The following is a 12,920-nucleotide window of genomic DNA, read 5'->3' on the forward strand; positions in this document are numbered from 1 at the left end:
CACCCAAACGAGTTTTTGCGTCACCGAGCGTTCGCCGGTCGTTTACGTCACCGAGCGCATCCTCGCAGTTCGTCGCGCGTCAAGAGCTAACTACGTGTAAACCGTGAGGGGAAGCGATGAAGTGGCACCGACGGCGGGACCTCGAAGGCGGCAAGGAAATCGGCGTCTGGTTGCTCGCGGACGACGACGGGAGCGTCGAGCGCGAACTCTACGTCGAGTCCCACGAGTACCGCGGCGGCGACTTCGACGTGTACACGATGGCCGACGACGAGTGGACCCACGAAGGTGAGTTCGAGACCAGCGAGGAGGCCTTCGCTCGCGCGCTCGACCTCCTCGAATCGAGTTCACACGCGGTCGAGGACGACGGACACGCCTGAACGGGACCTACTCGAACAGCACTACCGGGTCGGCCTCGCGCTCGGCGAAGTACTCGTCCAGTTCGCGCTTTCGCGCGGGAATCTCGTCGGGGTCGTGGGAGTCCGACCCGGCGACGAACTCGACGCCGCGCTCGCGGAGCGCCGCCCAGAGGTCCGGCGCGGGGTGGAACTGCCCGTAGTCCCGGCGGACGCGTCCGGCGTTGAGTTCGGGGACCGTCCGCGAGCTGGCGAGGGCGTCGGCGAGCATCGCGTGGTGGTCCGGCGTGGTGTACCCCCGGAGTTCGGGCGTGCGCTCGGGCAGATCCACGTGAGCCACGATGGCGAACAGTTCCGATTCCACGAGGTCCGAGAGACGCTCGTAGTAGTCGTCCACGAAGGCCTGCCGCTCGCGCTCCGAGAGGTCCGCGAAGGGGGAACTCCGCTGGACGTTGGTCCCCTCGACGCGGTGGACGCTCCCGACGGCGTAGTCGAAGTCGGCCTCGTCGAGGAACGCGGCGATTTCGGACTCGTCTCGCGGGTCGTAGTCCATCTCCACCGCGTCGAAGACCCGGAGGTCGTACCGGTCGCGCAGCGACTCGATGCCCTCCCGGCGGAACGGATACGTTCGGTCGAGGTTGATGCCGTACTCGCGCTTGCTGGTCCGAAGGTGGTCGCGCTCGGAGACGTTGCAGTGGTCGGCGAACCCGACTGCGCGGAGGCCGGCGTCTTCGGCGGCGGCGAGCATCCGGGGCATCGGGGTGCCGTCCGAGTAGTTCGAGTGGACGTGGTAGTCGTGGACGACGGACACGTTCGCCTTTCGACCCGAACCGGCGTATCTGTTGTGGTGCGCCTCAGAAGGTGTTACAGCGTTCCGTCCTCCCCCGCTCTCGCGGCGAACTCCAGTACGTCTCGTGAACCCCGCACCTTACGCCGCTTCGGACCGACGTTCGACTATGGACGACCACACCCGCGACGAGTCGGTCGGCCCGCCCCGAGTCGGGACGCCGACCGGGTGGCTCCCCGCGGAGGGCCACTGGGAACACGACACGCTCCGTCGGGCGACGGTCCACGGAGTTCGGCTGTTCAACGCCGGCGAGTTCCACGAATCGCACGACTGCTTCGAGGACGAGTGGTACAACTACGGGAGCGGGACCACCGAGAGCAAGTTCCTCCACGGGATGGTGCAGGTCGCGGCGGGCGCGTACAAGCACTTCGACTTCGAGGACGACGGCGGGATGCGCTCGCTGTTCGAGACGGCGCTCCAGTACCTCCACGGCGTGCCCCGCGACTACTACGGCGTGGACCTGCTGGACGTGCGCGAGACGATGACCCGTGCGCTGGAGGACCCGACCGTCTTGGAGGGGTGGCAGATAGAGTTGGACGGCGCGTTCCCGGCCGCAGATAACTCGGACTTCGCCTACGCCGAATCGCTGGAGTGACGGTTTCCCGAACGGCAGCGCTACGCTCACGTCCGCCGATTCCCGTAGTTTATCTCGTTATTCGTATGCGTAATCAACTAGAATCGACAACTTATATAGACGCGGCGTCGTTGGTCGTGACAGAGCGGTCCCTCGACTGCTCGCGGATTGGGAGGCTATCGACATGACAACGACCGACTCTCGCCACGACGCGGCGGACGCCCGACCGTACAGCACCGAGCGTGACGCCTCGCTCGACGCGACCTTCGACGTACTCGGGAACCGGGACTGTCGGGTCCTACTTCGGCATCTCGCCGACTGCGACGAGACGGTCGTCGTGGACGACCTCGTGGACCTGCTGGCGGACGACGCCACGCTGGCCGACGAGGTACGCCTGCGCGCTCGCCTCCACCACAGCTACCTCCCGAAACTGGCCGACGCGGGCCTCGTGGAGTACGACGCCGACCGCGAACTCGTCGCTCGACGCGACGACGGCCGCTTCGAGGCGTTGCGCCCGACCGTCGAGCAGTTCGAGTCGGCCGACCGGCCCGTCTCGCTCGATGCGCTGTTCGACCTCCTCTCGGACGCGCGGCGGCGCGAGGCGCTGGTCACGCTGTTCGCCCACGAGGACATCTCGCTGCCGGACCTCGCCGACGAGGTGGCCGTCGCCGAGGAAGGCGAACCCCTCACGCGAATCGATGCCGACGACGTGTTACAGGTCTACCTCTCGCTGTACCACACCCACGTCCCGAAACTCGCCCGCGCCGGACTCGTGGACTACGACCAAGACGACGACTACGTGGCGCTGACCGACGTCGGCAGGGACCTCGAATCGCCGATTCGGTCGCTGTGTAGTCCGACCGACGACTGAGGAGCTTCTTCACGCCGAGATTCTCCGCGACGACCGGGAGTCGAAACGCTCAAAACCACGCGGTGCCGCTTTTTTGCCGATGCGAATCGAGCAGTTGGGCGAGGGAACCCCCGAGATCGCCGTCGTCGCCGGGATTCACGGCGACGAACCGTGCGGCGTCCGGGCGATAGAGCGTCTCCTCGCGTCGTCGCCGGCGGTCGAGCGCCCCGTCAAGTTCATCGTCGCCAACGAGGAGGCGCTGGAGCGCGGCGTTCGATACGTCGAAGAAGACCTGAACCGCGCCTTTCCGGGCGACCCGAACGCCGACACTCACGAGCGTCGCCTCGCCGCCGCGCTCGCCCAAGAGGTGCGCGACTGCACGACGCTCTCGCTGCACTCCACCCAGTCGTACGCCGAACCGTTCGCGCTGGTCGATACGGTGGACGCCGTCGCGCGCTCGGTCTGTCCCTACCTGCCGGTCTCCGTGCTGGTCGAGACCGAGGCCGAGAGTGACGGCCGCCTCATCGAGTACCCCCACGTTATCGAAGTCGAGTGCGGTCTCCAAGGCTCCGACGAGGCCGCGGACAACGCCGAGGACCTCATCTACGGCTTCCTCCAGGCGACCGGCGCGCTCCCCGGCGACGAACCGGTCGCGGGCTACGGCCGCGACGAGGTGGAGGTGTACCGCCTCGGCAATCCGGTTCCCAAGGACGGCGGCGACGAGTTCCGCGTGTTCGCCGAGAACTTCGAGCGCGTCGCGGAAGGCGAGGTCTTCGCCGCCTCGAACCGCCGGGAACTGGTCGCCGACGAATCGTTCTATCCGGTCCTGATGTCGGCCTACGGCTACGAGAACGTCTTCGGCTACCGCGGCGAGCGCGTCGGCGTCCTCGACGCCTGACTATCCGGCTCCTCGGCTTCTGACTTCTGGCTCGCCAGATACCGCTATAGTACCACTCGAAGAGAACGCAGAATCGACGCGTAACCGAACACCCACGACTACCCAACTAGCGAAACCGCGGGAAGGAAAGGTCGGCTACTCCTCCGGTTCGGTCTCGTCGTCGCCGCCGCCGAGCAGTTCGAGTTCCGAGAGGTACTCCTCGGTCTCGTCGTTGGTCAGTTCCATGAACTGCTCGGACTCGGCGTCGATGGTCGCGATGCCGACGCCCTCGGGGCTGAGTTCGTCGTCGTTGACCGACCCGAGCGCGCGGAGCGCGAGTTCGATGCCGCCGTCGAGGTCCATCGCCTCGCTGTAGTTGTCTTCGAGGTACTCCTGAATCTCGCCGCGGTCGGCACCGACAGCGAGGGCCTTCCACTCGTAGGGCGTGCCCGACGGGTCGGTCTCGTAGAGGCGCGGCTCGCCGTCTTCGATGCCGCCGATGATGAGCGCGACGCCGAACGGACGCGCGCCACCGACCTGCGTGTACTGCTGGATGTGGTCGGTGACTTCCTTGGTCAGCGTCTCGACGCCGATGGGCTCGCCGTAGCGCAGGCGGTTGACCTGCGTCTGCTGGCGCGCGAAGTCGATGAGCTGGCGGGCGTCGGCGACGTGGCCCGCGGAAGCGATGCCGATGTGGTCGTCGGCCTTGTGAATCTTCTCGACGCTGGTCCGCTCCATGAGTTCGGAGCGGATACGCTTGTCCACCGCGAGTACGACGCCGCCTTCGGTGCGGATGCCGATACTCGCAGTGCCGCGCTTGACGGCCTCGCGGGCATATTCGACCTGATAGAGCCGTCCGTCCGGGGAGAAGATGGTAATCCCACGGTCGTAGGCCTGCTGTTGGGCTTGTCCCTGCATAGTATCACTCGAAATCGAGTTCCGTCGCGCCCGCGAACGCACCGTCGGTCCGCACGTCGAGGAGTCCGTCTCGCTCGACGGCCGACCGGTCTGCGTCCTCGAACACGACTTTTCTCTCGTCACAAAATTGGCCGTCTGCTCCTAAATACTTTTCTTCACAGGCACGGACCGTACCGCTTATACCGCGGACGCGAAGGCCTACGGGGTCGTTTCGGATTTCGTCCACGCAGGCGAGCGCCGCGCGCGCTCGCTCGGCGTGACCGTGACGCGCGCGAACGATGGCTTCCCCGGTGCCCTCCCCGAACTCGAACTGGAGGACTTTCAGGTCGGCGTCGGCGCTCCCGGCGTCGCCCAGCAGGTTCTGTGCGGCGAACCAGACGCTCCGCTGGAAGTCCCGGCGGTCGATGTCGGCGTCGGGCCACGCTTCGAGTTCGACGGCGAGGTATCGCCAGCGCGGTCGGAGGTGCTTGGGGAGGTGTTTCATCGGTCAGTTGGCGGCGATTGGTGCCGTGTCGGCTTGAAAGGTGGGTTCCTCGGTCCGCCGGCGTCGGTCCCACGTTTATCACTCGAACTCACTCTTCAATATTGAAAGGTAATTATTTACTGTCGTCTGCGTAACTGGTGGTGGGGGTGCGAGAATGTTTGACACTACTGCTGATTCCGAACCCGGGAACGGACGAGAACCGACCGCGAAGGCCGTCGACCGCCGCACGATTCTCAAGTCCGGCGCGACGCTCGTCGCCGGCACCGCGCTCGCCGGCCGCGTCGGCGCACAGGACGCCACGAACATCGCCATCGTCTCCAGTCCCGCTGGCTTCGGCGACAAGGCGTTCAACGACCTCGCGCTGGAGGGACTCCAGAACGCGGCGAAGAACTACAACATCAACATCCAACAGGTCGAGGAGACCGACCAGTCCCAGTACCGGACGGTCCAGTCGCGGCTCGCCGAGAGTTCCAATCCGGATTACGACCTCATAGTGCTGGTCGGGTACAACCACACGCAGGCGCTCGAATCGAACGCCTCCCAGTACTCCGACCAGCGGTGGATGCTCATCAACGACTACGTGGACCAGCCGAACGTGGCGGGCTACTCGTGGGCCAACCACCAGATGTCGTTCCAGGCGGGCGTCCTCGCGGGCACGATGACGACCCGACAGCTCGACCACGCCGGTAACTCGCTGAACCCCGACAACGCCGTCGTCGGCTTCGTCGGCGGGGTGGACGGCGCGCTCATCAACGCCTTCGAGCGCGCCTACAAGGCCGGAGCGAAGTGGGTCAACGAGGACGTGAGCGTCAAGGTCGGGTACATCGGCAACTACACCGACACCCAGACAGCGAACAACATCGCGGGGTCCCAGTACGACGCCGGGGCGGACATCGTCTACCACGCGGCCGCGGCGGCCGGACAGGGCGTCTTCCAAGCCGCGCGCGAGGCCAACAGCTACGCCATCGGCGTGGACGCCGACCAGTCACTGACGGTGCCCGACTACGAGGACGTAATCATGGGGTCGGCGGTCAAGTACATCAACAAAGGGACCAACCGCGTCGCCGAGGCCATCGTGAAGGGCAACTGGGACCAGGTCAACGGCCAGAACATCCTGGGTCTCCAACAGGACGCGGTCGCGATGGTCCTGGGCAACGTCATCGGGCCGAAGCTCCCCGACGTGGTGAGCCAGAACCTCGAAGAGTCCAAGCAGGCCATCGTCAACGGCGACGTGACGGTCCCGTGCAGCGCCACCGGCTGTCAGAACTGACCGACCATCTCGTCGTTATTTATGTTACGTAATCTCACACCACAATCATGAGCGGGACACGAGCACCCGCCGTCCGACTCGACGGCGTCACCAAGCGGTTCGGCGACGTGGTGGCCAACGACGCCGTGGACTTCTCGCTCGACGCGGGGTCGGTCCACGCGCTCATCGGCGAGAACGGCGCGGGCAAGACCACGCTGATGAGCGTCCTCTACGGCCTCTACGATCCCGACGCGGGCGGCATCTACGTGGACGGCGAACCGCGGGAGTTCGACTCGCCCCGCGACGCCATCGACGCCGGGGTCGGGATGATCCACCAGCACTTCCAGCTCGTGGACACGATGACCGTCGTCCAAAACGTCGTGTTGGGCCACGAACCGACCGAGAACGGACTCGTGGACGAGGCGAGCGCCCACGAGGACATCGAGGACATCTGCGCGACCTACGGCTTCGACGTGGACCGGTATCTCGACACGCCTGTCGAGCAGTTAGGCGTCGGCGCCCAACAACGCGTCGAGATCGTCAAGAGCCTCTACCGCGGGGCTGACGTGCTGGTCCTCGACGAACCGACCGCGGTGCTGACGCCCCAAGAGGTCGAGGGACTGTTCGAGGTGATGGAGGAACTCACCGACCGCGGCCGGTCGCTCATCTTCATCACGCACAAACTGGACGAGGCCCTCGAAGCCGCCGACGACATCACCGTCCTGCGCGACGGAAAGGCGGTCGGCACCGTCGCGGCCGCCGAAACCTCGCGGGAGGAACTCGCGCGGATGATGGTCGGGCGGGACGTGCTGTTCGACTACCCCGAGCGCGAGACCGTCCTCGGCGACGTGACCCTCTCCGTCGAGGACTTGCGAGTCCGAGACGACCGCGACCTCGAACAGGTCGGCGGCGTGGGCCTGACCGTCCGCGAGGGCGAAATCCTCGGCGTCGCGGGCGTCGAGGGGAACGGACAGACCGAACTCGTGGAGGCGCTGACCGGCCTGCGCGAGGTCGAATCGGGCACCGTCGCCTTCGAGGGCGAGGACATCACGGACACCAGTCGCCGCCGGCGCATCGAGTCGGGTATCACCTACGTCCCGGAGGACCGGCAAGACGAGGGACTGGTGCAGGACTACGACCTCGTTCGCAACGCCCTGCTGGGCAACCAGACCGTCGAACCGTACGTCCGGAACGGGTTCATCGACTGGCGGACCGTCCGGGACCACGCCGAGAGCATCGTCCGGGAGTACGACGTGCAACCGCCGAACGCCGACGCGGAGGCGGCGTCGCTGTCGGGAGGCAACCAGCAGAAGTTCGTCGTCGGCAGGGAACTCGAACACGAACCGAGCCTGTTGGTCGCCTCGCATCCGACCCGCGGCGTGGACGTGGGGAGCATCGAGTTCGTCCACGAGCGCCTGCTGGAGATGCGCGACGCCGGCACCGCGGTCCTGTTCGTCTCCTCGAAACTCGAGGAGATTCAGAAGCTCTCGGACCGCGTGGCGGTCATGTACGAGGGCGAGTTCGTGGACGTGGTGGACCCCGACGACGTGACCGAGCAGGAACTCGGCCTGCTGATGGCCGGTCGGACCGTCGAAGACCCCGGCGAGAGCGCCGGACCCGCGACCGCCGACTCGGGCACCGCCGAGTCCACCGAGTCCGCTACCGCCGAATCCGCCGATTCCGCTACCGCCGAATCCGCCGATTCCGCCACTGCTGAGTCTGCCGAGTCCGCTACCGACGAATCTGCCACCGAAGGGGTGTCGAACCGTGAGTAGCGACACCGGCGGCGCGCGCGCCGCGCTCGACCGGGCGGCCGACCGGATGCTCCGCGCGTCGGTGGTCGAGCGGTTCGCCATCGCGGTGGCCGCGACCCTGCTGGCGCTCCTGCTCGGGTCGGTCGTCGTCGCGGCCTCGGGGTACGACGCGGTCGAGTTCGTCTCGTCGCTGTTGTACGGCGCGTTCGGAAGCACCTCGAACGTCGCGTTCACCCTGCGCCAGTCCACGATGCTCGTCCTCGCGGGCGTGGCGGTCGCCGTCGCGTTCCGGGCTGGCGTGTTCAACATCGGCGTGCAGGGCCAGTTCGTCGTCGGCGGGTTCGCCACCGCGGTCACGATTCTGTTCCTCGCGCCGATGCTGCCGGAGGGGACGGTCGGAGGCGTCCTCCTGATGGTGCTGGGTACGCTCGCGGCGATTCTGGCCGGCGGCGCGTACGCGGCGCTCCCCGGCCTGATGAAGGCCTACGCCGACGCCAACGAGGTCATCACGACCATCATGCTCAACTTCATCGCGTCGGGTGTCGTCTTCTTCATCGTGGACCGCTACCTCCGGCCGGCGGGCGCGTCAGCGCCCAACACCGAGAACTTCCCCGAGTACGTCGCGTTCCCGTCGCTCGTCTTCGACAGCGCGTCGTTCTCGGTCGTCGGTCTCGGCGTGGCGCTGGCGACGGTCCTCGTCGTCTACGTCGTGATGGCCCGGACCAGATTCGGTTACGACCTCGTGACCAGCGGCCATCAGGAACCCGCGGCGGCCTACTCCGGCGTGGACCCGAAGCGCAACGTGGTCGCCACGATGACGTTCTCGGGGATGGTCGCCGGACTCGCGGGCGCGATGTTCACCATCATGATTCTGGGCTACTACAGCGACCCCTCGACGTTCCCGCGGTTCGGCTTCGACGCCATCGCGGTCAGCCTGCTCGCGGCGAACAACCCGCTGGGCGTGGTTCCCGCGGGAATCCTGTTCGGGGGTCTCGACGCCGGCGGCCAGTACATCGGCTTCACGCTCGACGTGCCGCCGGAACTCGTGGACGGCGTGGTCGGTCTCGTCGTCCTGTTCGTCGCCACGCCGGAACTGTTCCGGATGGCCGCACGACGGACCGGGCTGGGAGGTGACGGCCGATGAGTTCTCTCGCGCCGACCGCGAGCGACGACCGCACGCCCGTCACGGGAGGTGACGAGACGTGAGCGTCGTGGATTACGCCGCGCGGAACCGTCTCAGAATCGGCGGGACGGCCGTCGCGCTCGTCGCGCTGGCGGCCCTCGCCACGGTGTTCGACCTACCGGTCGCCGACCTGTTGACCGTCGGGACCGCGGAGCGCGCGCTCCGGGCCGCGACGCCCATCGCGCTGGCTGCTATCGGCGGTCTCTACGCCGAGAAGAGCGGCGTCTTCAACATCGGGCTGGAAGGGTTCATGATATTCGGCGCGCTCTCGGCCGCGGCCGGAACGTGGCTCGCGGCCGGGAGCGGGTCGGTCGGGCAGACCGACCTCTGGATAGGAATCGTGGTCGCAATCGCGGTCTCCACGCTCCTGACGCTGCTCTTCGCCGTGCTGACCATCCGGTACGAGGCCGACCAGATCGTCGCGGGACTCGCGGTCTGGTTCATCGGACTCGGGTTCGGTCCGTTCACCGCGACCGTCCTCTGGGGCGGCGTCTCCAGTCCGACGCTCCCGAACATCGACAACGTGACCGTTCCCCTGCTGGCGGAGATTCCGGTCCTCGGCCGCGTCCTGTTCGACGCCTCGCCGCTGGTGCTGTTCACCGTCCTGCTCGCGGTCGCGGCGTGGGTCGTCCTCTACCGCACCAAGTACGGCTACTGGGTGCAGGCCGCGGGCGAGAACCCCGAGGCGCTCGACACCGCGGGCGTGAACGTGAACCGCGTGCGCTACGCCGCTGTCGTCTTCTCGGGCGCGCTGGCGGGTCTGGGCGGCGCGGTCCTCGCCATCGGCATCGGAAGCGGCTTCACCGGGACCGGCGTGACGATGGTGGACGGCCGGGGCTGGATAGCCATCGTGGCGTACCTCTTCGGCAACTACAACCCGCTGGGCGCGTTCGGCGCGTCGCTGCTGTTCGGCGCGACCGACATGTTGCAAGTCCAGTTCCAGACCGTCGGCATCTCGCTGCCGGGGAGCATCGTCGGCCTGTTCCCCTACGTCGCGGTGCTGGTCGTGCTGAATCTCGTCGGGTACACGCGGGTTCCGGCGGCGGTCGGGGAGTCGTACGACACCGAGGAGTAAGTCGGCCACTCTTTCTCGGTCGCTCCGTCGCCGTTCGCTATCAATTGCAGAGAAACCGCCACCGTTTCTGAGACGCACGAATATCTGCTACGTCATCGACTCTCTCGCTAAAAGATACGAGGCTCGTGGTGCGTTCGGCGCGCGACCGGACCGGTCGCGCGCCGACCTGCGTGGATTACTCCACGTCTCCGCGCTCGGCCACCAGCACGCCGACCTGCTCGTGAACCTTCTCCACCGCGGTCAGCGCGAACCCGGCGTCGGTCAGTGCGTCCGCCAGATGGCCGACCGTCGATGGGTCGTCCACTTCCGGACTGTAGAACGGCTCGTCGGGGTTCGGCTCGCCGAAGAACATCACGTCGCCGAGGACGAACTTCCGCGGTCCCAACTCGGCGATGGCCTCGATGGCTTCGACCTTCTCGTCGTCGCTGAGGTGGTGCATGGCGAAGTTCGACACGACCACGTCGGCCGCCTCGACGTTCGGCTCGCGGAAGCGGCCCTCGCCGAACTCGACGTTCTCGATGCCCTGCTCGGCGGCTTTCTCGCGGGCCCGCTCCATCATCCCCTCGCTGATGTCGCGGCCGACGACTTCGCCCGCGTCCTCGGCGAGCGCCAGCGCGATGGCTCCGGTGCCGGTGCCGAGGTCCGCCACGGTGTCCTCGGGGCCGGGATTAGCGTGGTCCACGACGAGCGAGACGCAGGCGCGGTACTCCTCGGTGTCGTTCTGGCTGTCGTCGTACTCGCCCGCTACGTCGTCGAAGCGCGAGGCGTGTTCCTCAAGCGTCTTCTTCATACCTGCCGCGTTTGACCCCCGGTGCAATGAACTCGTCGGAGAGTCGCTCGCGGTTGCGCTCGGCGAGCGCGGCCCACTCCCCGAGACCCTGCCGAATCTGCTCCTCGGAGAAGCCGATGGCCTCGCCGACCGCGACCAACTCCCGCGGCGCGCGCAGTTGGAGGTGACTGGTCGGGTTCGCGCTGACGACGTACGGCGCGTCGTACTGCGTGACAATCTCTCGCAACTTTCGGAGGTCCTGTAGCGCCTGCACGCGCGGCCCACCGTCGTCGCGCAGGACCCGCGAGAGATCGAATTCCACGCGAGTCCCGTGGTCGGCCGCGGCCTTCGCCAGCACGTGGTTGAAGTCCCCCCGGCCACGCATGGGGTGGGCCAGCACGTCCACGCGGTCGGACTCGACCGCGAAGCGATTCAGGGCGTTCGTCCCGCCGTGGAGCGCCAGTATCGTGTGCTTCGGTCGGTAGTTCCCGACGTGGCCCGCCGCCACGTCCGGGTTCTCGGCCCGAATCTCGATGGCGTCCACCACGTCCACGTCGTACTCCGCGGCGACGCGCTCGGGGTCGTAGTCGGGCGTCGAGTCGCTGTGATTGCGCACGACCACGCCGTCGAAGCCGTACCGCGCGGCGGTGGCCGCGAAGCGCGCCGCGGTGCTGTCGCCGTCGGGGTGAGCGTGAACGCCCTCGTAGCGTGGCATAGCGGTGTCTCGTCGTGGACGTTCTCCCGGCCCGGATTTGGGTCTGTCCCTTCGCGGTCGGGATTCGTCGGCCGTCCGTCGTCGCTCGCGCGGACTCCCGAGAACGAACCGCGGCCCGCGGACTCTCGACGGCTCAGTAATAGAAACGGAAACCCGGAATCGACGCCTTCAGAACTGATACCGCCGGTCGTCCTTCTGCTGTTGCTGGGGGAACGACTGGCCGCCGCCGGTCATCTCGTCGTAGGTCATCCCCGAGAGGTACTCGTCGTAGGTCACGTCGTAGCCGCTCCGGAGGTGGAAGTCCAGATTCCCGGTGTCCACCGTGCGCTGGAAGAGCATGTGGACCGCCCGGCGGACGAGGTCGTCGGTGTCCTCGGGGTCGAGCGCGGCCTCCAGCAGGGCCAGTTCGTTGCGCGTCTCGCCGTCCAGTTCGACCGAAAGCTCCTCGCCGAGGGCCGAGTACTCGCCTTCCACGTCGTCCTGTAGGTCGTCCAGACTCATGCCCGGAGGATTGGCGGCCCGGCGGAAACGCCTTTCGACTGGTCGCGTCCGGGCGTCGGCCGGGAACAGTTTCCCGGCAGTCCGCCTCACCGGAGGTCCGCACCGCACTCCCGACACTGCGCTCTGTCGGCCCAGTTCCTCGTGCTGCACTCGGGACACTCGGCACCGCCGGACTCCGACTCGGGCGACAGCGAGAACGAGGCCAGCGCCCCGGCGACCAACAGCGCGCCGCCGACCGCGAACAGACCGGTGACTCCGTAGAGCGTCATCGCCAGTCCGGCGAAGACGAGCGTCGCCCCGACCACCATCATCGAGCGTGCGACCGTCACGTTTCGCCGGTGACGGTGCGGTCGCATAAATCGGCCTCGCTTCGACCTGTACTCGCCGACCCGTACTCGCCCGGTTCGCCCGACCGGTGCGACCGACACTTACCTTCAAGTGTTACGACGTCGTCCCGTGGTTCGGGATCACACATGCAGAAGAACGTCGGAGGACTCGACGAGGGGATTCGAATCACGCTCGGACCGCTGCTGGTGGTACTCTCGATAGCGTCGCTGCAGGGAACCGTCCGACTCCGCCCGGCGGTGACCGCCGGCGCGTTCGCCGTCGGCGCGGTGCTGACCGTCACCGGTCTGACCCAGACGTGTCCGGCGAACAGCGCGATGGGCCGGAACACCTACCGACCGACCGAGAAACTCGGCGAGGAGGCCCGAGCGGTCCGACAGCGCGCGCTCCAGTAGCCCGGAGACGAATCGAACCGCCGTCCCTTTA

The 12,920-nt window shown here is 67.1% G+C and carries 16 protein-coding genes; 9 read left to right on the forward strand and 7 right to left on the reverse strand.

All coding sequences use genetic code 11. The features are described from left to right. Positions 1 to 116: 116 nt before the first annotated feature. Positions 117 to 377: a hypothetical protein gene (locus M0R88_RS00615; RefSeq protein WP_248655030.1), complete on the forward strand. Its 261-nt coding sequence runs from the start codon at positions 117 to 119 to the stop codon at positions 375 to 377. Positions 378 to 384: 7 nt separating this feature from the next. Here M0R88_RS00615 and M0R88_RS00620 read toward each other — a convergent pair whose 3' ends face one another. Beyond that, positions 385 to 1,164 (reverse strand): PHP domain-containing protein, encoded by a 780-nt coding sequence (locus M0R88_RS00620; RefSeq protein ID WP_248655031.1) that lies wholly within the window; start codon positions 1,162 to 1,164, stop codon positions 385 to 387. Positions 1,165 to 1,309: 145 nt separating this feature from the next. Between M0R88_RS00620 and M0R88_RS00625 the strand changes: the two genes are divergently transcribed. The 3 genes from M0R88_RS00625 (at position 1,310) to M0R88_RS00635 (ending at position 3,522) form a co-directional block, all read left to right on the forward strand. Further along, a complete protein-coding gene (locus M0R88_RS00625) occupies positions 1,310 to 1,795 on the forward strand; it encodes a DUF309 domain-containing protein (protein ID WP_248655032.1) in 486 nt (161 codons plus the stop codon). 163 nt (positions 1,796 to 1,958) lie between these two features. Beyond that, positions 1,959 to 2,645 (forward strand): DUF7344 domain-containing protein, encoded by a 687-nt coding sequence (locus M0R88_RS00630; protein WP_248655033.1) that lies wholly within the window; start codon positions 1,959 to 1,961, stop codon positions 2,643 to 2,645. 79 nt (positions 2,646 to 2,724) lie between these two features. Beyond that, entirely contained in the window at positions 2,725 to 3,522 is a 798-nt protein-coding gene (locus tag M0R88_RS00635; protein WP_248655034.1) for a M14 family metallopeptidase, read from the forward strand. 135 nt (positions 3,523 to 3,657) lie between these two features. Here M0R88_RS00635 and psmA read toward each other — a convergent pair whose 3' ends face one another. Further along, positions 3,658 to 4,419 carry an archaeal proteasome endopeptidase complex subunit alpha gene (gene psmA / locus M0R88_RS00640; protein WP_248655035.1) on the reverse strand — a complete coding sequence of 254 codons (762 nt, stop codon included), beginning with the start codon at positions 4,417 to 4,419 and terminating at the stop codon, positions 3,658 to 3,660. Positions 4,420 to 4,423: 4 nt separating this feature from the next. After that, on the reverse strand, positions 4,424 to 4,903 hold the full coding sequence (locus tag M0R88_RS00645) for an Rpp14/Pop5 family protein (RefSeq protein WP_248655036.1): 480 nt from the start codon (positions 4,901 to 4,903) through the stop codon (positions 4,424 to 4,426). A gap of 154 nt (positions 4,904 to 5,057) precedes the next feature. Between M0R88_RS00645 and M0R88_RS00650 the strand changes: the two genes are divergently transcribed. Genes M0R88_RS00650 through M0R88_RS00665 form a run of 4 tightly spaced genes read left to right on the forward strand, consistent with a single transcriptional unit; the run spans position 5,058 to position 10,164 of the window. Further along, positions 5,058 to 6,173: a BMP family lipoprotein gene (locus tag M0R88_RS00650; protein ID WP_248655037.1), complete on the forward strand. Its 1,116-nt coding sequence runs from the start codon at positions 5,058 to 5,060 to the stop codon at positions 6,171 to 6,173. A 47-nt stretch (positions 6,174 to 6,220) separates the two neighbouring features. After that, the gene (locus tag M0R88_RS00655; protein ID WP_248655038.1) at positions 6,221 to 7,927 is read left to right on the forward strand and encodes an ABC transporter ATP-binding protein; all 1,707 of its coding nucleotides are present in this window, start codon (positions 6,221 to 6,223) and stop codon (positions 7,925 to 7,927) included. A gap of 46 nt (positions 7,928 to 7,973) precedes the next feature. Then, positions 7,974 to 9,050 carry an ABC transporter permease gene (locus tag M0R88_RS00660; RefSeq protein WP_368409403.1) on the forward strand — a complete coding sequence of 359 codons (1,077 nt, stop codon included), beginning with the start codon at positions 7,974 to 7,976 and terminating at the stop codon, positions 9,048 to 9,050. Positions 9,051 to 9,108: 58 nt separating this feature from the next. After that, positions 9,109 to 10,164: an ABC transporter permease gene (locus M0R88_RS00665; RefSeq protein WP_248655040.1), complete on the forward strand. Its 1,056-nt coding sequence runs from the start codon at positions 9,109 to 9,111 to the stop codon at positions 10,162 to 10,164. Positions 10,165 to 10,339: 175 nt separating this feature from the next. Here the strand turns inward: M0R88_RS00665 and M0R88_RS00670 are convergent, their stop codons facing one another. From M0R88_RS00670 to M0R88_RS00685, 4 genes are all read right to left on the reverse strand, one after another. Further along, the gene (locus M0R88_RS00670) at positions 10,340 to 10,954 is read right to left on the reverse strand and encodes a class I SAM-dependent methyltransferase (protein ID WP_248655041.1); all 615 of its coding nucleotides are present in this window, start codon (positions 10,952 to 10,954) and stop codon (positions 10,340 to 10,342) included. Next, a complete protein-coding gene (locus tag M0R88_RS00675; protein WP_248655042.1) occupies positions 10,938 to 11,648 on the reverse strand; it encodes an RNase P subunit p30 family protein in 711 nt (236 codons plus the stop codon). The genes M0R88_RS00670 and M0R88_RS00675 overlap by 17 nt, the downstream gene beginning before the upstream one ends. A gap of 168 nt (positions 11,649 to 11,816) precedes the next feature. Continuing rightward, positions 11,817 to 12,149, reverse strand: a complete 333-nt coding sequence (locus tag M0R88_RS00680; protein ID WP_248655043.1) for a ribbon-helix-helix protein — start codon at positions 12,147 to 12,149, stop codon at positions 11,817 to 11,819. Positions 12,150 to 12,235: 86 nt separating this feature from the next. After that, positions 12,236 to 12,478 carry a hypothetical protein gene (locus M0R88_RS00685; RefSeq protein ID WP_248655044.1) on the reverse strand — a complete coding sequence of 81 codons (243 nt, stop codon included), beginning with the start codon at positions 12,476 to 12,478 and terminating at the stop codon, positions 12,236 to 12,238. A 144-nt stretch (positions 12,479 to 12,622) separates the two neighbouring features. Here M0R88_RS00685 and M0R88_RS00690 point away from each other — a divergent pair, with 144 nt between their 5' ends. Continuing rightward, on the forward strand, positions 12,623 to 12,889 hold the full coding sequence (locus tag M0R88_RS00690; protein ID WP_248655045.1) for a YgaP family membrane protein: 267 nt from the start codon (positions 12,623 to 12,625) through the stop codon (positions 12,887 to 12,889). Positions 12,890 to 12,920 lie beyond the last annotated feature (31 nt).

This window comes from Halorussus gelatinilyticus (assembly GCF_023238445.1).
Taxonomy (GTDB): domain Archaea; phylum Halobacteriota; class Halobacteria; order Halobacteriales; family Haladaptataceae; genus Halorussus; species Halorussus gelatinilyticus.